General features: G+C 68.6%; 19 protein-coding genes. 14 read left to right on the forward strand and 5 right to left on the reverse strand.

Annotated features, from left to right (window positions below):
• The first annotated feature begins 25 nt into the window (after positions 1–25).
• Together ACFTZB_RS00060 and ACFTZB_RS00065 are read left to right on the forward strand one after the other, a co-directional pair.
• The gene (locus tag ACFTZB_RS00060) at positions 26–1,207 is read left to right on the forward strand and encodes an NAD(P)/FAD-dependent oxidoreductase (RefSeq protein ID WP_378429527.1); all 1,182 of its coding nucleotides are present in this window, start codon (positions 26–28) and stop codon (positions 1,205–1,207) included.
• Between the two features lie 32 nt (positions 1,208–1,239).
• Complete coding sequence (locus ACFTZB_RS00065) at positions 1,240–2,013, forward strand: glutamate racemase (protein WP_378429528.1); 774 nt, start codon at positions 1,240–1,242, stop codon at positions 2,011–2,013.
• Here the strand turns inward: ACFTZB_RS00065 and ACFTZB_RS00070 are convergent.
• Together ACFTZB_RS00070 and ACFTZB_RS00075 are read right to left on the reverse strand one after the other, a co-directional pair.
• On the reverse strand, positions 2,001–2,654 hold the full coding sequence (locus tag ACFTZB_RS00070; protein ID WP_378429529.1) for a TetR/AcrR family transcriptional regulator: 654 nt from the start codon (positions 2,652–2,654) through the stop codon (positions 2,001–2,003). The two genes, ACFTZB_RS00065 and ACFTZB_RS00070, sit on opposite strands and share 13 nt — an antisense overlap.
• 86 nt (positions 2,655–2,740) lie before the next feature.
• Positions 2,741–3,106 carry an SPW repeat protein gene (locus ACFTZB_RS00075; RefSeq protein ID WP_378429530.1) on the reverse strand — a complete coding sequence of 122 codons (366 nt, stop codon included), beginning with the start codon at positions 3,104–3,106 and terminating at the stop codon, positions 2,741–2,743.
• A gap of 161 nt (positions 3,107–3,267) precedes the next feature.
• Between ACFTZB_RS00075 and ACFTZB_RS00080 the strand changes: the two genes are divergently transcribed.
• Both ACFTZB_RS00080 and ACFTZB_RS00085 read left to right on the forward strand, forming a co-directional pair.
• A complete protein-coding gene (locus ACFTZB_RS00080) occupies positions 3,268–3,996 on the forward strand; it encodes a DNA alkylation repair protein (protein WP_378429531.1) in 729 nt (242 codons plus the stop codon).
• A 25-nt stretch (positions 3,997–4,021) separates the two neighbouring features.
• On the forward strand, positions 4,022–4,618 hold the full coding sequence (locus ACFTZB_RS00085; RefSeq protein ID WP_378429532.1) for a CHAP domain-containing protein: 597 nt from the start codon (positions 4,022–4,024) through the stop codon (positions 4,616–4,618).
• A gap of 8 nt (positions 4,619–4,626) precedes the next feature.
• On the opposite strand, the gene ACFTZB_RS00090 is transcribed toward ACFTZB_RS00085, so the two are convergent.
• Entirely contained in the window at positions 4,627–5,682 is a 1,056-nt protein-coding gene (locus ACFTZB_RS00090; protein WP_378429533.1) for a 2Fe-2S iron-sulfur cluster-binding protein, read from the reverse strand.
• Between the two features lie 321 nt (positions 5,683–6,003).
• Between ACFTZB_RS00090 and mdo the strand changes: the two genes are divergently transcribed.
• The 9 genes from mdo (at position 6,004) to ACFTZB_RS00135 (ending at position 17,604) form a co-directional block, all read left to right on the forward strand.
• Positions 6,004–7,275, forward strand: a complete 1,272-nt coding sequence (gene mdo / locus ACFTZB_RS00095) for an NDMA-dependent methanol dehydrogenase (protein ID WP_072948386.1) — start codon at positions 6,004–6,006, stop codon at positions 7,273–7,275.
• 103 nt (positions 7,276–7,378) lie between these two features.
• Positions 7,379–8,485 (forward strand): AAA family ATPase, encoded by a 1,107-nt coding sequence (locus ACFTZB_RS00100; RefSeq protein WP_378429534.1) that lies wholly within the window; start codon positions 7,379–7,381, stop codon positions 8,483–8,485.
• Between the two features lie 2 nt (positions 8,486–8,487).
• Positions 8,488–10,023, forward strand: coding sequence for a VWA domain-containing protein (locus ACFTZB_RS00105; RefSeq protein WP_378429535.1), 1,536 nt, complete (start codon positions 8,488–8,490; stop codon positions 10,021–10,023).
• Positions 10,024–10,154: 131 nt separating this feature from the next.
• Positions 10,155–11,342 carry an iron-containing alcohol dehydrogenase gene (locus tag ACFTZB_RS00110; protein WP_378429536.1) on the forward strand — a complete coding sequence of 396 codons (1,188 nt, stop codon included), beginning with the start codon at positions 10,155–10,157 and terminating at the stop codon, positions 11,340–11,342.
• Positions 11,343–11,346: 4 nt separating this feature from the next.
• Positions 11,347–12,687, forward strand: a complete 1,341-nt coding sequence (locus ACFTZB_RS00115; RefSeq protein WP_378429537.1) for a histidine kinase — start codon at positions 11,347–11,349, stop codon at positions 12,685–12,687.
• The gene (locus ACFTZB_RS00120; RefSeq protein ID WP_276135876.1) at positions 12,684–13,370 is read left to right on the forward strand and encodes a response regulator transcription factor; all 687 of its coding nucleotides are present in this window, start codon (positions 12,684–12,686) and stop codon (positions 13,368–13,370) included. Before ACFTZB_RS00115 ends, ACFTZB_RS00120 begins: the two co-directional genes overlap by 4 nt.
• 71 nt (positions 13,371–13,441) lie before the next feature.
• Positions 13,442–14,377 carry an ATP-binding cassette domain-containing protein gene (locus ACFTZB_RS00125; RefSeq protein WP_378429538.1) on the forward strand — a complete coding sequence of 312 codons (936 nt, stop codon included), beginning with the start codon at positions 13,442–13,444 and terminating at the stop codon, positions 14,375–14,377.
• Entirely contained in the window at positions 14,374–16,038 is a 1,665-nt protein-coding gene (locus tag ACFTZB_RS00130; RefSeq protein WP_378429539.1) for an ABC transporter permease, read from the forward strand. The genes ACFTZB_RS00125 and ACFTZB_RS00130 overlap by 4 nt, the downstream gene beginning before the upstream one ends.
• A 243-nt stretch (positions 16,039–16,281) precedes the next feature.
• The gene (locus ACFTZB_RS00135; RefSeq protein WP_378429540.1) at positions 16,282–17,604 is read left to right on the forward strand and encodes an HNH endonuclease; all 1,323 of its coding nucleotides are present in this window, start codon (positions 16,282–16,284) and stop codon (positions 17,602–17,604) included.
• 5 nt (positions 17,605–17,609) lie between these two features.
• Here ACFTZB_RS00135 and mftM read toward each other — a convergent pair whose 3' ends face one another.
• Entirely contained in the window at positions 17,610–18,434 is an 825-nt protein-coding gene (gene mftM / locus ACFTZB_RS00140) for a mycofactocin oligosaccharide methyltransferase MftM (RefSeq protein WP_378429541.1), read from the reverse strand.
• Between the two features lie 38 nt (positions 18,435–18,472).
• Positions 18,473–19,096: a mycofactocin system transcriptional regulator gene (gene mftR / locus ACFTZB_RS00145; protein WP_378429542.1), complete on the reverse strand. Its 624-nt coding sequence runs from the start codon at positions 19,094–19,096 to the stop codon at positions 18,473–18,475.
• Positions 19,097–19,229: 133 nt separating this feature from the next.
• Here mftR and mftA point away from each other — a divergent pair, with 133 nt between their 5' ends.
• Positions 19,230–19,325, forward strand: a complete 96-nt coding sequence (gene mftA, locus ACFTZB_RS00150; RefSeq protein ID WP_005573048.1) for a mycofactocin precursor MftA — start codon at positions 19,230–19,232, stop codon at positions 19,323–19,325.
• Position 19,326 lies beyond the last annotated feature (1 nt).

Raw genomic sequence — 19,326 nt, forward strand, 5'->3', positions numbered from 1 at the left:
CGCGCGCAGCGCCTAATGTGTTGGCGTGCAGAAAATTGTGATCGTCGGGGCGGGTCTGTCGGGCCTGCGCACCGCGGAGGAACTCCGGCGGGCCGGATACGAGGGTGATCTGATTCTTCTCGGAGGTGAACCGCACCTTCCCTACGACCGCCCGCCGCTGTCGAAGGAAGTGATGCGCGGGGAGAAGAGCGACACCACGCTCAAGCCGCGTGAGTTCTTCGACGAGAAGAACATCGAACTGCGGCTGGGGGTCGAGGCGGTCTCGGTGGACACCGAATCCCGCATCCTGAGACTCGCCGACGGCAGCGCACTCGGCTACGACGAACTCGTGATCGCCACCGGTCTCGTGCCGCGGCGGATCCCGGGACTGCCGGACCTCGCGGGCGTTCACGTTCTCCGGTCCATCGATGAGAGCCTGGCGTTGCGCGCGGACCTCGCCGAGGGCAGGCGGGCACTGATCGTCGGGGCGGGGTTCATCGGCTGCGAACTGGCGGCGAGCATGCGAGCCGGCGGGCTCGACGTGGTGCTGGTCGAGCCGCAGCCGACGCCGCTCGCGTCCGTGCTCGGGGAAAAGATCGGGGGGCTCGTCGCCCGGTTGCACACAAACGAGGGAGTCGACCTGCGCGCCGGTGTCGGGCTCACCTCACTGGTGGGCACCGACCGGGTCACCGGGGCCGTCCTCGGTGACGGAAGCGAGGTGGACGTCGACGTCGTGGCGATCGGGGTCGGCTCGGTCCCGGTCACCGCGTGGCTCGACGGGTCGGGTGTCGAACTGGACAACGGTGTGGTGTGCGACGGCGTCGGACGCACGGCGGTCCCGCACGTGTGGGCGGTCGGCGACGTGGCCGCGTGGCAGCTGCAGGTGGGCGGCCGCCGGCGGGTCGAGCACTGGAGCAACGCCGGGGAGCAGGCGAAGATCCTCGCCGGGGCGCTGACCGGCACCGGCGACGAGAACGCCGCAGCTCAGGTGCCGTACTTCTGGAGCGACCAGTACGACGTCAAGATCCAGGCCCTGGGCACGGTGGCGCCCACCGACGAGGTGCACGTGATCAAGGACGACGGCCGCAAGTTCCTCGCCTACTACGAGCGGGACGGCATCCTCGCCGGCGTCGTCGGCGGCGGGATGGCGGGCGGTGTCATGAAGATGCGGGCCGAGATCGCGGCGGGAACTCCGATCGGTGAGGTCCTCGAGGCCGCGTCGGCGTGAGAGCCGGGGCGGGAGCGCGATAGATTCTCCAGGTGATTGTTGCGCTCATCGACTCGGGTCTCGGCATGCTGCCGACGGCGGCGTGGCTGCGCAAGTTGCGACCCGAACTGGATCTGATCCTCGCCCTCGACCCGGACGGGGCCCCGTGGGGTCCCAAACCGGAGCAGTGGGTGATCGACCGTGTTCTCGCGACCGCGCAGCGCAGCGTCGACCGCGGCGCCGAGGTGATCGTGCTGCCGTGCAACACGGCGAGCGTCACCGCGCTCGACCACGTCCGGGAGCTCGTCGGACCGCAGGTTCCGGTCGTCGGGACGGTGCCGGCGATCAAACCGGCCGCCGCGGCGTTCGGGTCCGTCGCCGTCTGGGCGACCGCCGCGACGACGGCGAGCCGGTATCAGGCCGATCTGATCGAGAAGTTCGGGAACGGGAGTTCGGTGGTGGGGGTGGCGTGCCACGGGCTCGCGGAGGCCATCGACCGGGGTGAGCGGGAGGCCGCGATCGCCGCCATAGCGTCGGCCGTGGAGCGGACGCCCGGCGACGTCGGCGGGGTGGTGCTGGGCTGCACCCACTATCCGCTGATGGTCGACGAGATCGCGGCGCGGCTGCCGGCCGGGGTGCAGTTGTTCGACAGCGCCGAGGCGGTGGCGGCGCAGACGCTGCGCCGCATCGACGCGCTGAACCGGCCGGGCACGGGGGAGGGCACCGTCGAGGTGTTCCTCAGCGGCAGGCCCGGACGGCTGCCCGCGAGCGCGGAGGCGTTCCCCGCCGGTCAGCTGCTGGCCGCGGGAACATCTCAGCCCAGCTGAACCATCCCGGCCGCCACCACCCGTGCGACGCTGCCGAGTTCCTCGCCGTGTTGCCGCGGCAGGTCGTCGAGGTCGTGCAGGCGGTCGTTGCCCGCGACGGAGAACATTGCGGCCACCCACGCCGTCGCGCAGGCCCGCAGCGTCCCGGGTTGCACGGGGTACGGCGAACTGGCCTGCAGCAGTCGCTCGGTGATGTCGCTGAGGTAGTCGCGGAACCGCCTCAGGTGGGCGCGGACGTCCGGGTGGGTCTCGGCCTCGCGCCAGATGATCACCCGCATCACCGACGAGTGGTGATCGTGCAGATTCAGTGCGGTGTCGAGGTTGACGAGGCTGGCGGCGGGGTCACCCGGAGTCACCAGGGGGCCCACGTCGCCGAAGGGTTCGGTCGGCAGTCTCTCGGACAGCAGGGCCAGGAGGATGTCGGTCTTGGAGGGGAAGTAGTAGAACACCAGTCCTTTCGGGACGTGCGCGGCAGAGGCGATCGATGCGGTGGACGTGGCATCGAATCCGTGTACGGCGATGAGGGATTCGGCGGCGTCGAGGATCAGTTCCCGGGCGTCGCCGTCGATCTTCGCGCTGCGCCGCCGCCGGCCTTTCCGCGGTTGGGGGCCACCGGACTTACCGAGATGGGGTGCTGGCATGGGCCTTTCCCGACGTGAACGGCGGGACGCAGGCCGTAAGCCTGCGCCCCGCCCGAATCGATGTTCTCGGTGCTGTGGTTCACAGATCAGTGATGTGCTGCCAGCCCTCCGTGTCCGTGCATCCGGGAACTCATCACCGGCATCCCCGTGACAGCCACGACGACTGCCAGGACACCGACCACCCATGCGGTCCACGATGCGCCCGTGAATGCGTCGAAGTTCATCACCCACGGGGAGAGGAACAACAGCACTCCGAAGACGGCCATCGCGTACTCGGCCACAGTCATCTCCGGGCGGGCCATGTGGACGAGACCGGAGAGGGCTACGAGTACACCGAGGACGATGAGTGACCACATCGCGGCGTTGTTGGTGTCGAGCCACAACGGCGAGAGTGCCGCGAAGGCTCCGATCACGATCGCCACCACATCTTGCATACGACTCCACGATCTCATGTCCGGCCTCCTCGAAATGGATTGTGTCCACTTCGAGTACACGCCTGATTGACCGCCCGATCAATACCCGACCCGTTGCATTCGGATAACGCGAACCCCAGGTCGGAGCATGTTTCGTGATCTCCGCTCCGGCTGTCGGTGAGGTGTGCGACAGTGCCTTCGTGACTTCGACCGCAGACGATGTGAAGCGCGCTCTCGACGAGGTGTCGGACGAGGCCGACGCCGTCACTCTGGCACGGTTCTTCAAGACCGGTCCGGGGGAGTACGGGGAGGGCGACGTCTTCATCGGCGTGCGGGTTCCCGGGACGCGCAGTGTGGTTCGTGCTCACGCCGATCTGGACCTGCCGGAGGTGACGGTGCTGCTCGACAGTCCGGTGCACGAGCACCGACTGGCGGGGCTGCTGGTTCTCGTCACGCAGTTCGACCGGGCGACGAAGGCGGGCGACGACGCCCTGCGCGAGAAGATCGCGGCGTTCTACCTCGACCTGGTGATGCGGGGACGGGTGAACAACTGGGATCTGGTGGACTCGTCCGCCGACCGGATCCTGGGCGCGTGGCTGTTCGACCGGCCGCGGGACCCGGTGTACGAGCTGGCCGCGGACCACGACCTCTGGCGGCGCCGCGTCGCGCTGCTCACCACGTTCGGGTTCATCCGGCGGGGTGATGCGTCCACGACGCTCGAGGTCGCGGAGTCCGTCCTCGGTGATCGCCGCGACCTCACCCAGAAGGCGACGGGATGGATGCTGCGCGAGGTCGGCAAGCGGGTGGACCGCGCCCAGCTGACCGGTTTCCTCGACCGGAACGCCGCGGCGATGGGACGCACGGCCCTGACGTACGCGTGTGAGCACCTCACCGCCGAGGAGCGTGCGGGTTACCGCGCGATGCGCTGACCGGATTCCCGCTACATTCGGTGGCATGACTGCTCCCGCGCCCACGCGCCGCCGCCGCCGTACCGGGCCGATCCTCGCCGTGGTCGTCGCGGTGGCGGCCGTCGTGGCGGGAGGGGTGCTGTGGCTGGCCCCGGACCGCTACCTGCCGTGGGACACCGCCGAGTTCCCGGGCATCGACACGACCGCGCTGTCGCCGCGGCAGGCGCGGATCGTCGGGCTGCTGGAGGCCGAGCACGGCACGCAGCGGCCGGGGACGTTCTACTCCGAAGGGGTCGAGGAGCCCTGGTGCGCGGACTTCGTCAGCTGGATCATGCGGGAAGCGGGCCTGCCGCTGTCGAATCCGAACTCCGGGCACTGGCGGATCCCGGGTGTGTACACGTTGCAGGAGTACTACGAGTCGCAGTCGCGGTTCGAGGAGATCGGCGACGGGTACCGCCCGGCCGTCGGGGACGTGGTGCTCTACGACAACAGCAGCTGGGTCGGCCAGCACACGAACATCGTCGTCGCCGTCGACGGCGACACCGCTACGACGGTCGGCGGCAACGAGTTCGGCCGGATCCGCGTGCACACGGTGGACTGGGCGAGCGACTCCGCCGTCGTCGGTTTCGGCCGGATCGGCTGAGCGGCCCTTCAGAATTCGATCTTGAGGTGGTCGGTGACCGGCCGGGCCTGGCAGCCCAGGATGTAGCCGCTCTCGATGTCCTCGGGGTCGAGGATTTCGCTGTTCTCCATCTCGACCTTGCCTTCGAGCACGGTGCACGCGCACGACCCGCACTCGCCCTCCTGGCAGGAGTAGGGCACGTCGATTCCCTCGGCCAGCATGATGTCGACGAGGGTCTGCTTGCGGGGCCAGCTCAGAGTGTGGATCTCGCCGTCGAGTTCCACCTCCACGGTGGCGGCGTCGGCGGCCTCGTCCTCGGTGACCTCGACGACGTCGGCGTCACGGAACGGGTCGCCGGCCAGCGAGTTGAACACTTCGGCATGTACCTGGGTGCGCGGCATGCCGGCGTCGGCGAGGGCCTTGTGGATGGTGTCCATGAACGGCGCGGGTCCGCACATGAACGCCTCGTGCCCGAGGTATGGGGCGACGGCGGAGGCGAGTTGGTCGACGCCGGGCAGTCCCTGGACCGTCTCGAGCCAGTGGATGGACACGAGCCGTGACGGATACCGGCTCGCGAGTGTGCGCAGTTCCTCCGCGAAGATGACCGACTTCTCGTCGCGGTTGGCGTAGAAGAGGACGACCTTGCCGGACCCCTCGGTGAGGGCGGACTTGAGGATCGAGATCACCGGGGTGATGCCGCTGCCCGCCGCGAACAGCAGGAAGTCGTGGTCGAGTGACTTGGGGGTGAACACTCCCGACGGGGGGAGGACCTCGAGGGTGTCGCCGACGGCGACGTTGTCGCAGAGCCAGTTGGACCCGTACCCGTCGGCGGTCCGCTTGACGGTCACCTTGGGTGCGTCGTCGGTGAACGGCGAGCTGGCCAGCGAGTAGCACCGGGCGACCGATCCCGTGCGGTCGCTCGGGATGCGGAGGGTGAGGAACTGGCCCGGCTTGTAGGCGAACTTGCCTGCGAGGTCGGCAGGGACGTCGAAGACCAGTGACCGGGAATCGGGGGTTTCCTCGACCACGCCCGACACGGTGAGCACCACCGATCGTGAGCTGTGCGGCACCTCGACAGTCGTCATCGTGTGTGCAGTCCTTCCGTACTTCGCAGCGCGGGAACGCTCGCTTGCCTGTCCCAAGAATAGAACAGGTTCTAGTTTTTGCCTAGCTGTCCACTCCGGGCGGAGTGGACAGCCTATCGAGTGCCCACCTCTCCGGCTCTGCCCGGCCGCACCTGCCCGATCGGGCAGTTTGTCCGCCGCGGTCGGACGGTTCGGGCTCGCAGGCCTGTAACCGGGGCTCGAACTAGGTCACAGTGGATTCCAGGTGAGACGCCAATCACATCTACTGCGTCCCCTTCCCCAACGCTTCAGATCCGACATCGACTAATCGAGGAGACGGCCATGGCCATCGAGCTCAACCAGATCTGGGACTTCCCCATCAAGGAATTCCACCCGTTCCCGCGGGCACTGATGGGAGTGGGCGCCCACGACATCATCGGCGTCGAGGCGAAGAACCTCGGATTCAAGAGGACCCTGCTCATGACCACCGGCCTGCGTGGCTCGGGCATCATCGAGGAACTGGTCGGCAAGATCGAGTACCAGGGCGTCGAGGTCGTGCTCTACGACAAGGTCGAGTCCAACCCCAAGGACTACAACGTCATGGAAGCGGCCGCGCTCTACCAGAAGGAGAAGTGCGACTCGATCATCTCCGTCGGCGGCGGTTCGAGCCACGACGCCGCGAAGGGCGCCCGCGTCGTGGTCGCGCACGACGGCCGCAACATCAACGAGTTCGAGGGATTCGCGAAGTCCACCAACAAGGAGAACCCGCCTCACATCGCCGTATCCACCACGGCCGGTACGGGTTCGGAGACCTCGTGGGCGTACGTCATCACCGACACGTCGGACATGAACAACCCACACAAGTGGGTGGGATTCGACGAGGCGACCATCGTGACCCTCGCGATCGACGACCCGCTGCTCTACTACACCTGCCCCCAGCACTTCACCGCGTACTGCGGATTCGACGTCCTCGCGCACGGCAGTGAGCCGTACGTGTCGCGCCTCGACTTCGCGCCTTCTCTCGGGAACGCCCTGTACTCGGTGGAACTCGTCGCGAAGAACCTGCGGGAGGCCGTGTTCGAGCCGCGCAACCTCAAGGCCCGCGAGGGAATGATGAACGCGCAGTACATCGCCGGGCAGGCCTTCAACTCCGGTGGCCTCGGCATCGTGCACTCCATCTCGCACGCGGTCAGCGCGTTCTTCGACAGCCACCACGGCCTGAACAACGCCATCGCCCTGCCCCGCGTCTGGGAGTACAACCTGCCGTCGCGGTACGAGCGCTACGCCCAGCTGGCCGGCGCGCTGGGGGTCGACACCCGCAACCTCACCACGGTGCAGGCCGCGGACGCGGCGGTCGAGGCCGCCATCCGCCTGGCGAAGGACGTCGGCATTCCCGACAACTTCGGTCAGGTGCGCACCGACTCGTACGAGAAGAACCAGATGAACACGAAGAAGTACGAGGGTCGCGGCGACACCATCCGCGGTGACGAGAAGACCGTGCGCGCCATCTCCGAGCACATCCAGGGCGACTGGTGCACACCGGGCAACCCGCGCGAGGTGACGGTCGAGTCGATGATCCCCGTGGTCGATCACGCGATCAACAGCGCGTACTGACCGCCTGAAAACTCGCGTCCGGGGCGGGCGCCTCACCCCAGCCCGGCCCCGCCCCGGATGCGTTCCCACCACCACCTGCTGACGAAGGACGGATGCCCCGATCATGACTGCACCGCACACAGCCCCGGAACCGGAGGACGTCCGCTTCGCCGACGGCGCGGAACTGAAGGAGGCGTTGCGCGAGGTCGACTACATCGCCGACGACGAGTTCGCGGTGGTCGTCCACCTGGCGACCGCGCTCGAACGCCCGCTGCTGCTGGAGGGGCCTGCCGGCGTCGGCAAGACGGAACTGGCGAAGTCGCTGGCCGAGGCGTCGGGGCGCAAGCTCGTCCGGCTGCAGTGCTACGAAGGTCTCGACGACAACCGGGCGCTGTACGAGTGGGACTACGCGAAACAGCTTCTGCACGTGCAGATGCTGCGCGACCGCATCGGGGAGAAGCTGGCCGCGTTCGACGACATCGCCGACGCGTCGAAATTCCTGGCAGCCCAGGATTTCGGGCTGTACTCGGAGCACTTCCTGTCGGTGCGCCCCCTGCTCGAGGCGATCCTGTCGCCGGAACCGGTGGTGCTGCTCGTCGACGAGGTGGACCGCACCGAGGAGTCGATGGAGGCGTTGCTCCTCGAGGTTCTCGCCGAGGGGCAGATCACCATTCCCGAAGTGGGGACGTTTACCGCCCGTTCGGCGCCGTGGGTGATCCTGACGTCCAACGACACTCGCGAACTGTCGCCGGCACTCAAGCGTCGCTGCCTGCACTACCACCTCGGCTATCCGACGCCTCAGCGTGAGCGGGACATCGTGACGGCCAGGGCCCCCGAGGTCGAGGACGCCGTCGCGGCGGACGTGGTGGATCTGGCGCGCACGCTGCGGGAGTTGCCGCTCCGTAAGAGTCCGTCCATCGCGGAAGTCATCGACGCGGCCCGTGCGGCCGTGGTCCTGAAGTCGACCGGGGTGGCCGTGAGCGCGCAGGCCGCGGTCCGGGACATCCTGCTCACCGCCCTGCTCAAGTACACCAGCGACGTCGAATTGGCCCGCACCCGGCTGTCCGGCGAACAGCCGCTCTCGCCGGACGACGCGGACACCGCTCCGGCCGGGCCCGCGGAACGGGTGACGGTCGCATCGCGGCCGGCCAACACGACCACCGCCGTGTTCCGCGGACACGGTGGCCGCGACCGCGGCGGCATCGGCGCGGGCCGCCAGGGCAGGCGCTGACGATGCTCCACCCGGCCCCCGATCCCTCCCCGTCCCTTCCCTCGCAACTCCTCGACGTGCTGGCGGCGGCGTTCGGAAAGGTGTTGCGCCGCTACGGCGTCGCCGCGTCCCCCGCCGAGGTCATCGAGGTTCGCCGGGTCTTCGGGCTGGTCGAGGGCCGGGACACGGCCACCCTGCGGGCGTCGCTGCGCGCGGTGTGCGCGAAGTACACGTACGAACAGCAGGGTTTCGACCGTGCCTTCGACGTGTTCTTCGGGTCGGTCGCCGACGCGGCCCCCGGCGCGAGGCCGCCGTCCCGGGCCGAGTTCGCGGAGGGCCTGCCGTCCGCGCTGGAGGTGGCGGACAACGCGGAGACCGCCCGGTACGCGGAGTACAACGAGCGCGCCGCCGAGGTGGGCGATCACTTCGACACCCCCGAGGCGCAGAAGGGGTTCAATCCCCACAAGGACGACGACGACGTCAGCATGACGTCGAGCGACGCAGACCTGTCCGTCGATTCGGAGGCCGAGTCCGGACGCCGCGGTGTCACGTACACGGTCGAGGTCGAGCGTGCGGCGAGTACCGCCGTCGGTGACCTGGCGTCGTCGACGAGCGGAGCCGTCGTCGGATCGCTGTCCTGGGACGATCCGGAGTCGATTCTCGCGTGGCTCGACGCCTACGACCCGAGCAAGGTCTACGCCGATTCCGGCGGGGCCGAACCCCTCAGCGCGGCCCAGCTGAACCGGTTGGCGGAGGCGGTGGAGGCGTTCGTCGGTGCGCTGGCGGACGCCCGGGACCTGTCTGCCGGACCCGCAGATGCACCGGTGACCGCGAGCGGTCCGGTGGCGGCCACGTCGCGCGCCGAGGTGAATCAGGCGTGCTACGAGGTGCTTCGGCGGATGCGCGGGCCGTCACGTCCCCGCCCGCGCGAACTGGCCCGGGGCCGCCTCGACATGCGCCGCACGGTCCGCGCGAGCCTGCGCACCGAAGGCGTCCCGTTCCACCTGATGGTGAAGGCGCCGCGGCCGGACCGGGTGCGGGTGCTGATCCTCGCGGACGTGTCGCTGTCGGTGCGCCCCGTCACCGCGTTCACGCTCCGGCTGGCGCAGGCCATGCACCGCCGGGCGAGCCGCTGTCAGGTGCTGGCGTTCGTGGACCGGCCCGTCGACGTCACGGACACTCTCCTCGCCGGCACCGACGACGACGCGCTGGCCTCGGTGCTCGCCGACCCGCGCATCGATCTGGAGGCGAGCAGCGACTACGGTCGGGTCTTCTCCGACGTCCTGACCGAGTTCGGCACCGACGTGAACACCCGCACCTCGGTGATCGTCGTCGGCGACGGGCGGTGCAACGGACTGCCGCCGGGCGTCGACGAGTTCGCCGAACTGCGACGCAAGGTGCACCGGCTGGCCTGGATCACGCCGGAACCCGAGCGGTACTGGAACCAGGCGTCGTGCGCGATGCCGGAGTACGCGGAGATCTGCGACCGCGTCGTCGTCGCGCGCGATGCCGCGCAGCTGATGTCCCGCGCCGCCGAACTGGGACACGCGCTGCGGTGAGTACCTACCCGATCGGGTAGGTACCGTGCCTGTCCTTCGGTGGGTGTGAAGCCCTCTCCCGGTCCGTAGGGTCGAGTCCAAGGTCTTGTAATCTGGATCACATGCACACAGGTGTCGGGAGGAGTGTCGACTTGTCCGTGTCCTATCCGTCCACCCGCACCACCGCCCCCGGCAGGCTGGTGAAATTCCACGCACCCGAGATCGTGTTCGGTATCGGGTCGATGGTCGAGGCCGCGCACGCGGTCCTGCGCCTCGGCGGGGCACGGCCGATGCTCGTCACCGATCCGGGTCTGATCGAAGCGGGCTGGGCGTCGGAACTCGAGGGTCAGCTCCGCGAACAGGGCCTCACCCCGGTCGTGTGGAGTGCGTTGACACCCAACCCCAAGGACCACGAGATCGCGGCCGGACACGACGCGTACCGCGAGGGCGAATGCGACGTTCTGGTCGCCCTCGGCGGCGGCTCGGTCATCGACGCGACGAAGGGCATCGCGGTGCTCGCCGCGAACGGGGGCAACATCCTCGACTACGAGGGCGTGGACCAGGCGACCAGTCCGATCCCGCCGCTGGTGATGGTGCCGTCGACGTCGGGCACGGGCGCCGACGTGTCGCAGTTCTGCATCGTCACCGACACGAGGCGGGGCACCAAGATCACCATCATCGGCCGCGCGCTCGTCCCGGACGTGACCGTCATCGACCCTCGGCTGCTCACTACCATGCCGGAGTGGCTCAACGCCGCGACCGGACTCGACGCCCTCACCCACGGCATCGAGGCGTTCGTGTCGCTGGCCCACAACCCGCTCACCGACCACCATGCGCTCCGGGCGGTCGGGCTGGTCACCGACACCCTCGTCCGCACCATCGAGGAACCGATGGAGATGGAATCGCGGGCCGTCATGGCGCAGGCCAGCCTCGAGGCCGGCCTCGCGTTCACCAACGCCATCCTCGGTGCCGCGCACGCGATGAGCCATCAGGTCGGGGGATTGCTCGACCTGCCGCACGGAGTCATCAACGGCATCCTGCTCCCGCACGTGATCCGGTTCAACGCCACCGACGACGCCACACCCTTCGTCGCCATCGCCGCCGCCCTCGGTCTCGAGGAACGCCGCGGAACACCCGAGGAAGCCGCCCTGGCCGTGGCAGACCGGGTCGAACGCCTCGCCCGGGAGGTCGGGGTTCCGAAAGGTCTGGGACAGTTGGGTGTTCGCGAAACCGATCTGTCCCGGCTGGCCGAGTTCGCGCTCCGCGACGCGTGCATGTCCACCAACCCGCGCACGGCGACGCAGGAACAGATGGTGGCACTGTTCCGGACGGCGCTGTGAGCAGATGAACGCCCCGGACCTGTCGACGCTCACCGGACTGCGGTCCGGCAAACCGACGTTCTACCCCCAGTACCGTGGCGCCGCGGAACGCCTCGAACGTGTCGTCCACGCACTCGAACTCATCTCGCGGGCCCTCGTCCGCACCGTCGAAGGGCCCGAAACGCTCATCTGCGCCGTCGCCGAGGCGGCACGGGCGCACCTGGACGCGCGGTGGATCGCATTCGCCCTCGCCGACGGCATGCTGCCCGACGCAGGCCCGCGCCGGCTGGTGCTGGGGCCGGACGCGACGCCGTTCCTCGTCGACAACGTCGAGGGCCCACCGCTGCCGGACGAGGTGGTGACGTGCCTGGCCGACATCCGGTCCGCGCGCACCGGCGGCGCTCCCGTCATCGACGCGCACCACGCGTTCGTGCCGATCGTCCTCGAAGGCGGTGTCGTGGGAGCGTTCGCGGCCTGGACGGGTGAGCACCGCACCCTCGACACCACCGACGGCGCGGTCCTCAGCATCCTGGCGAGTCAGACCGCCGTGGCACTGCAGAATTCGGCGCTGTACCAGCGCGGCCAACTGCTGCTCGAGCGGGCCGAGCACGCGTACTCGGAGGCCCGCCGCACCGCGTCCGACCTCGCGGTGCGCAACGCCGAACTCGAAGCCACCCAGCGACAACTCGGGGCGGCCCACCGGCACCAGGTGCTCGACGAGGAACGGCACCGGATCGCCCGCGAACTCCACGACAGCGTCACGCAGGCGGTGCTGTCGGCGGGCATGCAGATCGAGGTGTGCCGGAGCGGCGTCCCGGACGAGGAGCGCAGCGAGAGGCTCGATCTCGCGAAAGAATTGACGCGTCGCGCGGTGGAGCAGTTGCGTTCGGCCATCTACGCGCTCAATCACTCCGGCGGTTCCGACCGGACGTCGCTTCCCGAGATGCTCGAACAACTCGGGGTGGTGCACATGCCCGACGAACTCGCGGTCACCGTCCGTGTCGGCGGCACACCCGCCGAGCTGTCCAGTGAACGGGAACACGCGCTGCTGCGGATCGCCGGCGAGGCGCTGTTCAACGCGGCCGTCCACGCCAACGCGACGCGCGCCGTCCTGCGGCTGACGTACGCGGCCGATTCGGTACTGCTCTCCGTGGCCGACGACGGGAACGGAGACCCCAAGCGGATGCGCCTGATGCTGCGGATGGCGGCGAACAACGACCTCGACGGGCACCACCGCGGGTTGGCGAACATGCAGGCCCGGGCAGCGGAGTTGGGCGGGACACTCGAGGTGGCGCGGGCCAGGATCGGCGGAGTCCGGGTGGCTGCCCGCATCCCGTTACATTCCGACAGTGAGGTGGACCGATGACCCTACGAACCTCGGTGCGTGACCAGACCGGGTCCGCCCGCCCCACGTCGGTGGTGAAGCTCGTGCTCGTCGACGACCACGCGATTCTCCGGCAGGGCCTGCGCTCCGTTCTCGAACGGGAACCGGATCTCGAGGTGGTCGGCGAGGCCTCGTCCAGTCAGGAGGCGCTGGCCGTCGTCGGTGACGTCGCCCCCGACGTCGTGCTGATGGATCTGAAACTGTCGGCGGCCTCCGACTACGAGGGGCTGGCGCTGTGCGCGCAGCTGTCCGCCGCGGACGGCACGATGGGGTTGCTCGTGCTCACCACGTTCCTCGACGAACAACTCGTCGTCCGCGCCATTCACGCCGGCGCCCGTGGATACGTCGTCAAGGACGTCGACACCACCGAACTGGTGCGTGCCATCCGCGCCGTGTCCCGCGGCGAGAGTGCCTTCGACTCCCGCAGCGCCTCCGCGGTGATCCGCTCGCTCAACGGTCAGACGACACCACGCGAAGGGCTCACCGAGCGCGAACTCGAGGTCCTGCAACTCCTGGCCAAGGGGTTGTCGAACGCGAAAATCGGGGAGAGGCTGTTCATCTCGGCCACGACGGTGAAATTCCACGTCAGCAACATCATGCGCAAACTCGACGTCGGCCGGCGCGCCGAGGCCGTTTACGAGGCAGGGAAGCTCGGTCTGATCTGATCCGGCACCGCCGCGGCCGCGACCGCGGAAACCCGTCGTGACCACCCGCGAACCGGCGTAGCGTCCCCACCATGGCTGCGATCTCGGTGGAGAATCTCGTCAAGACGTTCGGTCCGACCCGCGCACTCGACGGCCTCGACCTCGAGGTGGGAACGGGGCAGGTGCACGGATTCCTCGGGCCCAACGGGTCCGGCAAGTCGACGACCATCCGGGTACTGCTCGGCCTGCTGCGCGCCGATTCGGGCACCGCCACCCTCCTGGGCGGCGACCCGTGGCACGACTCGGTGGCGTTGCACCGGCGGCTCGCCTACGTACCCGGAGACGTGAACCTGTGGCCCAACCTCACCGGCGGTGAGGCGATCGACCTCCTCGCCGGGTTGCGTGGCGGGCTGGACGAGCCCCGGCGCGCGGAACTGCTCGAGCGGTTCGAACTCGATCCGACGAAGAAGGCGCGGACGTACTCGAAGGGCAACCGGCAGAAGGTGGCGCTGGTGGCCGCGTTCGCATCGGACGTCGAACTGTACGTCCTCGACGAACCGACGTCGGGGCTGGATCCGTTGATGGAGTCGGTGTTCCAGGATTGCGTCGAGGAGATGTCCGACGCAGGGAGGACGGTCCTGTTGTCGAGTCACATCCTCGCGGAGGTCGAGGCGCTGTGCGACCGGGTGAGCATCATCCGTGAGGGCCGCACCGTGGAGACCGGCACGCTCGCGGAACTGCGTCACCTCACGCGCACGTCGATCACCGCCGAGACGCAGCGTCCGGTGACGGGATTGGACGCCGTCGAGGGCGTGCACGATGTACGCGTCGACGGCCTGCACACCCGGTGCGAGGCGGACACCAGTGCGATCGAGGGCGTGCTGCGCCACCTGCTGTCGTTCGGGGTTGCGTCGCTGACGTCGACGCCACCGACACTGGAAGAGTTGTTCCTGCGCCATTACGGGGACGAACTGGCCCGGGAGGGCGAGAACCACCGGCGAGCCGAATCCGGGACACGGACGCGATGAGCACCGTGACGGCGCCGGAGGCCACCGGGCGCGGCCAGTACGCGGGAACCCCACGGCTCGTCCGGCTCGCCCTGCGCCGCGACCGCATCCAGCTTCCGGTGTGGTTGCTCGCTCTCGCGGCACTGCAGGCATTCTCGGCGTCCAGTGTGCTCGGCCTGTATCCGACGGAACCCGATCTGCGCAGTTTCGCGATGGCCACTGCGGCGTCGCCGGTCGCGCTGGCCACCAACGGTCTCGTGTCGGGGTACAGCGCCGGCGCCGTGCTCGCCTGCCAGATCGTCATGCCGATGTCGCTGGCGGCTTGCCTGATGACCACCCTGCTGGTGGTGCGGCACACCCGTCAGAACGAGGAGACCGGCCGCGCCGAACTCGTCGAGGCGGCCGTCGTGGGCCGGAAGGCGCTGCTCACCGCCGCGCTGGTCGTCGCGGTCGGCGCCAACCTGATCCTCTCTCTGCTCAACGTGGTGGTGCTGGTGGCGGCGGGGCTGCCGCTGGACGGGTCGGTGGCGCTCGGCGCGGCGATCGCGGGTGCCGGCATCGCGTTCGCGGCGATCGCCGCGGTGACCGCGCAGGTGACGGACAGTGCCCGCACCGCCAACGGACTGGCCGGGGCCGCCCTGGGCATCGCATTTCTGCTGCGCGCCGTCGGCGACATGACGGGCACGGTGACGGAAAACGGCACCCGCGTCGTCAGTGGCTGGCCGACGTGGCTGTCACCGATCGGCTGGGCCGAACAGATCCGCCCCTACGACGACAACGCGTGGTGGGTGCTGGCGTTGCCCGCCGTTTTCGCGATGGTGGTCGGTTCCGTCGGGTTCGCACTCACCGAACGCAGGGACGTCGGCTCCGGTCTCGTGCCGACCCGCCCCGGCCCTGCCCGCGCGTCCCGCTCGCTGCCGACGGCGATCGGATCGGCGTGGCGCATGCAACGGGCGATCCTGTTCTGGTGGGCATTCGGGATCGCCGTGCTCGCCGTCGTGTACGGCGCGATCGCCGACCAGATCGACGACTTCCTCGGCGAGGGGCAGCAGGTCGCCGACATGATGGAACAACTCGGTGGCGGCACCACCGACATGGTCGACGCCTACTTCGCCGCCATCTTCGGGATGATGGCGATCGCGGTGGCCGGCTACGCCGTGCAGGCGCTGCTCCGGATGCGCGGTGAGGAAACGGCAGGACGGCTCGAACCCGTTCTCGCGACGGCGGTCTCGCGTCCCCGGTGGATGCTGGCGCACGTCGGGCTGGTCACGACGGGCATTGTCGTCCTGCAGGTTCTGACCGGCGCGGCGACCGGCCTCGCGTACGGGCTCGTCACCGACGACGTGCCGGGGAAGGTCGTGAGCCTCGCGGGTGCGGCCCTCGTCTTCGTGCCGGCGATCGGGGTGGTCGCAGCATTGGCGGTGCTGGCGTTCGGCGGCGTGCCCGCCTGGTCGGCCGGGTTGTCCTGGGGCGTGCTCGCGCTCTGCCTGATCTTCGGATACCTCGGATCGCTGCTCGGGCTGCCGCAGATGGTCCGCGACCTGTCGCCGTTTACTCACGTCCCCGCACTGCCGGCCGCGGAAGTCACGGCCGCTCCGCTGATCTCGCTCGCGGTGATCGCCGTCGTGGTGGGTGCGGTCGGAGTGTTGCTGTTCCGGCGGCGAGACCTCACGAATTCCTAGCGACCGGGTGTTGGGGATCTGCGATCCGGCGCCACGGCAAGGTGTACGTCGTGATGCTCCGTTTGCCTACCCTTCCGAGCCAAGATCACAGCGCTCCACCGCTATTGGTTCGACACCGGCATCCCACTCGTCATCCCACTCGGACGCCACTGAGAGCACGACGCCGCGCGCGACGATTGTGCGAGGCGTGGTCGACTGCTAGAGTCGAACAAAGTTTCGAACAACCTCGGGGGAGGGCTGGTCGTGGGGGATGTGGTGGCACCGGATCTGGAGGAGTTGCGGGCGTTCACGGCGCGGTTGCGGTGTGTCGGGCCGTGTGGTGATGCGGGGGTGGGGATCGAGTGGCTCGATGCGGTGGAGTCGTTGAAGTCGGTGGGGTGTGCGGTGCAGGCGGTGGTGACCGCCGATGTCGCCACCTGTGTGCGGGAGGATCGGAAGGTTCGGGGGTTGCCGCGGGCGGAGTGGGGTCGGGGTATCGGGTCGCAGATTGCGTTGGCGCGCAGGGAGTCCCCGAACCGTGGTGGTAGGCATCTGGGGTTCGCGCAGGCGCTGGTGCACGAGATGCCGCACACGTTGGCGTTGTTGCGGTCGGGGCGGTTGAACGAATGGCGGGCGACCCTGCTGGTGCGGGAGACGGCGTGTCTGTCGGCTCAGGATCGGGCGGTGGTGGATCGCCGGTTGTGTTCGGACCCGGCTGTTCTCGACGGGGTCGGGGACCGCGGGCTGGTCGCGAAGGCGAAGGCCCTCGCGGTGGAACTCGACGCGGCCGCGGTCGTCCGGCGGCATCGCAAGGCCGTCTCGGAGCGGCGGGTGACGACGCGGCCGGCGCCGGATTCGATGGCGTACCTGAGTGTGCTGCTGCCGGTGGAACAGGCAGTGTGTTTGCAGGCGACGCTGGGTAGGGATGCGGACAGCCTGATCGCGACCGGGGAGGGTGGTGGCCGGACCCGGAATCAGCTGATGGCGGACTTGTTGTTCGACCGCGGCACCGGGGCCTCGGTCGCCGATGGTGTGCCGGTCGCGGTGAATCTGGTGATCTCCGACGAGACCATGTTGGCGGGTGAGGGTGAGGCGGCGCAGCTTCAGGGGTTCGGGCCGGTGCCGGCGGGGATCGCCCGGCAACTGGTCGCCGACGCCCTTGATGGTGATACCGCGGTGACCTTACGAAACGTGTACTCGTGCCCGGTGTCGGGGTCGTTGACGGCGATGCAGTCGCAGTCGCGGACGTTCCCGAAGAGCTTGCGAAAGTTGATCGATCTGCGGGATCGGACGTGCCGCACCCCGTGGTGTGATGCCCCGATCCGCCATCATGATCACATTCTCTCGCGCCGCAGCAAGGGTGCCACCACGGCTCATAACGGGGCGGGGTTGTGTGCGGCGTGCAATTGCGCGAAGGAGGGCGACGGCTGGACGGCCCGCCCGGTGCGTCGGCCCGATCGCCGTCACGTTCTCGATCTCCGCACCCCGACCGGGCACCACTACCGGTCCGTGGCCCCACGATTGCCGTCCGCGGCGCGGCGGTCGGAGATCGAGGCGATCCTCATCGCACACCTCCGAGCGTCATGAGGAGATCAGCAGTCGATGACGAGCCAGCCGCCGTGGTGCTCGAACACCTTGAACGGGCGTCCCGTCGATTCGCCGAGTTCGGTGAGCGACGGGGTGTCGAAGGTGCGGATGTGCCCGTGGCAGGCCGTTGCCTCGTCCTCGTAGGGGACGGCGACGACAACCCGCTCGCGGGCGACCCGGAGGGACTCGGATATCACTGCGGCGCCGATGTTTTCGTCGACGTGCTCGAGGAGGTGGATGGCGGTGACGGTGTCTGCGCTGTCGTCGGGGACCGGCACGTGCGCGGCGTCGCACACGAGGGTGCGCAGTTCGAGTCCGAGTTCCGGTGCCACGGCGTCGAGGAGGGTCATGGTGCCGGGGAGGATGTCGGTTGCCGTGACGGACCGACCGGCGCGGGCGAGTCGCAGCGGGAGGAAGCCGAAGCACGACCCGAGGTCGAGGACGGAGCCGCGAACCAGTTGTTCCGCCTTCTCGTGAATCGGTGCGAAGTCGGCGGTGCCGTCGAGCAGTTCGTTCAGGGAGTTGCGGTAGTAGACGGTCCACGCGTCGAGTGCACCGTCGACCGTGGAGCGCACCAGTCCGACCATGGTCGATTCGAACTCGCCCTGACCGAAGTCGGCGTCCTCGATGGACGCGGTGACCGAGGCGACGAGTCTCTCACTCAGATCCGCGGGCGTCAGGGCGTGCGTGACTCGCAACCGGTCGCCGTCTCGGGTGAGGGTGAGCGGCCCGTCCGCGACCCGCTCGACCGTGACGTGCCCGTGTGACCACAGCCCGGGTTCACACGGAGCGAGAGAGTCGAACGCGGGTGTGTCGAAAGTGGAAGTCATTCGAAGCAACCTTGCCGAGAGGTGATGGCGGGAGTGGGTCAGGTCCGGGTGTCGGGCTCGCCGAGGGAACTCAGCCCATCGTAGAGCGATTGCATTCCGCTGGCGAGTAGTTCGTGCAGTTCGAGCGAATCGTCGTCGAGCCATTGTTCGTACGCCGACATCGCAACGCCGAGTAGAAGATAGCCGACGGTCCGCGGAACGTGGTCGGTCGGGGAGATTCCGAGCCGGCTCGCGACGTACTCGGCGATGACGTTGCGCCACCCTTCGTACATCACCACCGAATACGCCTGCAGCGCGGGCACGCGCAGGATCAGTCCCATGCGTTTGCGGTGGTTGACTTCCTCGCTCTCGGGAAACGCGTTGAACTGCAGGAGTGCTGCGGTGAGTCCGTCGACGATCGGGATGTCGCCGGGTTGCGCGGCGAGTTGGGCGCGCATCTCGGCGAGATGGGCGTCGAAGTCGCCCCACGGGATCGCGTTCTTGGACGGGAAGTAGCGGAACAGGGTGCGGCGGGCGATGCCGGACGCTTCGGCGACTTCGTCGACGCTGGTGGCGTCGAACCCCTGTTCCGTGAACAACTCGATCCCGACGGTGCTGATCCGATCCTGCGTCGTGGACGGGCGTCGCCCTATCCGACTGGATGGTTTTCGACGACTTCTCAACTTTCGTTCCCTCCCGAGCTGTCATTCTGCACTCGATGCCATTACAGTGGTGAGGCGAGTCACAGGAATGGTCACCTATGACGGGGAACATCCCTCCGGCTCGCGCCGTATCACCGAACAGTAGGAGGAAATCATGTCGGATCGCGACAACAACGTGCTGGAAAACGACTTGGTCGAGGAATCCCTGGTGGAAGAGGTCTCGATCGACGGCATGTGCGGCGTGTACTGAT

It is taken from the genome of Rhodococcus sp. NPDC057014 (assembly GCF_042673295.1).
In the GTDB taxonomy this organism is placed as follows: domain Bacteria; phylum Actinomycetota; class Actinomycetes; order Mycobacteriales; family Mycobacteriaceae; genus Rhodococcus_F.

What these genes read in the sequence shown, in the direction of transcription:
- ACFTZB_RS00130 (WP_378429539.1), top strand. Translation starts at nt 14,374, where the DNA reads ATGAGCACCGTGACGGCGCCGGAGGCCACCGGGCGCGGCCAGTACGCG.
- mftA (WP_005573048.1), top strand. Translation starts at nt 19,230, where the DNA reads ATGTCGGATCGCGACAACAACGTGCTGGAAAACGACTTGGTCGAGGAA.
- ACFTZB_RS00070 (WP_378429529.1), bottom strand. Translation starts at nt 2,654, where the DNA reads ATGCCAGCACCCCATCTCGGTAAGTCCGGTGGCCCCCAACCGCGGAAA.
- ACFTZB_RS00105 (WP_378429535.1), top strand. Translation starts at nt 8,488, where the DNA reads ATGCTCCACCCGGCCCCCGATCCCTCCCCGTCCCTTCCCTCGCAACTC.
- ACFTZB_RS00100 (WP_378429534.1), top strand. Translation starts at nt 7,379, where the DNA reads ATGACTGCACCGCACACAGCCCCGGAACCGGAGGACGTCCGCTTCGCC.
- mftM (WP_378429541.1), bottom strand. Translation starts at nt 18,434, where the DNA reads ATGACTTCCACTTTCGACACACCCGCGTTCGACTCTCTCGCTCCGTGT.
- ACFTZB_RS00075 (WP_378429530.1), bottom strand. Translation starts at nt 3,106, where the DNA reads ATGAGATCGTGGAGTCGTATGCAAGATGTGGTGGCGATCGTGATCGGA.
- ACFTZB_RS00090 (WP_378429533.1), bottom strand. Translation starts at nt 5,682, where the DNA reads ATGACGACTGTCGAGGTGCCGCACAGCTCACGATCGGTGGTGCTCACC.
- ACFTZB_RS00120 (WP_276135876.1), top strand. Translation starts at nt 12,684, where the DNA reads ATGACCCTACGAACCTCGGTGCGTGACCAGACCGGGTCCGCCCGCCCC.
- ACFTZB_RS00125 (WP_378429538.1), top strand. Translation starts at nt 13,442, where the DNA reads ATGGCTGCGATCTCGGTGGAGAATCTCGTCAAGACGTTCGGTCCGACC.
- mdo (WP_072948386.1), top strand. Translation starts at nt 6,004, where the DNA reads ATGGCCATCGAGCTCAACCAGATCTGGGACTTCCCCATCAAGGAATTC.
- ACFTZB_RS00115 (WP_378429537.1), top strand. Translation starts at nt 11,347, where the DNA reads ATGAACGCCCCGGACCTGTCGACGCTCACCGGACTGCGGTCCGGCAAA.
- ACFTZB_RS00085 (WP_378429532.1), top strand. Translation starts at nt 4,022, where the DNA reads ATGACTGCTCCCGCGCCCACGCGCCGCCGCCGCCGTACCGGGCCGATC.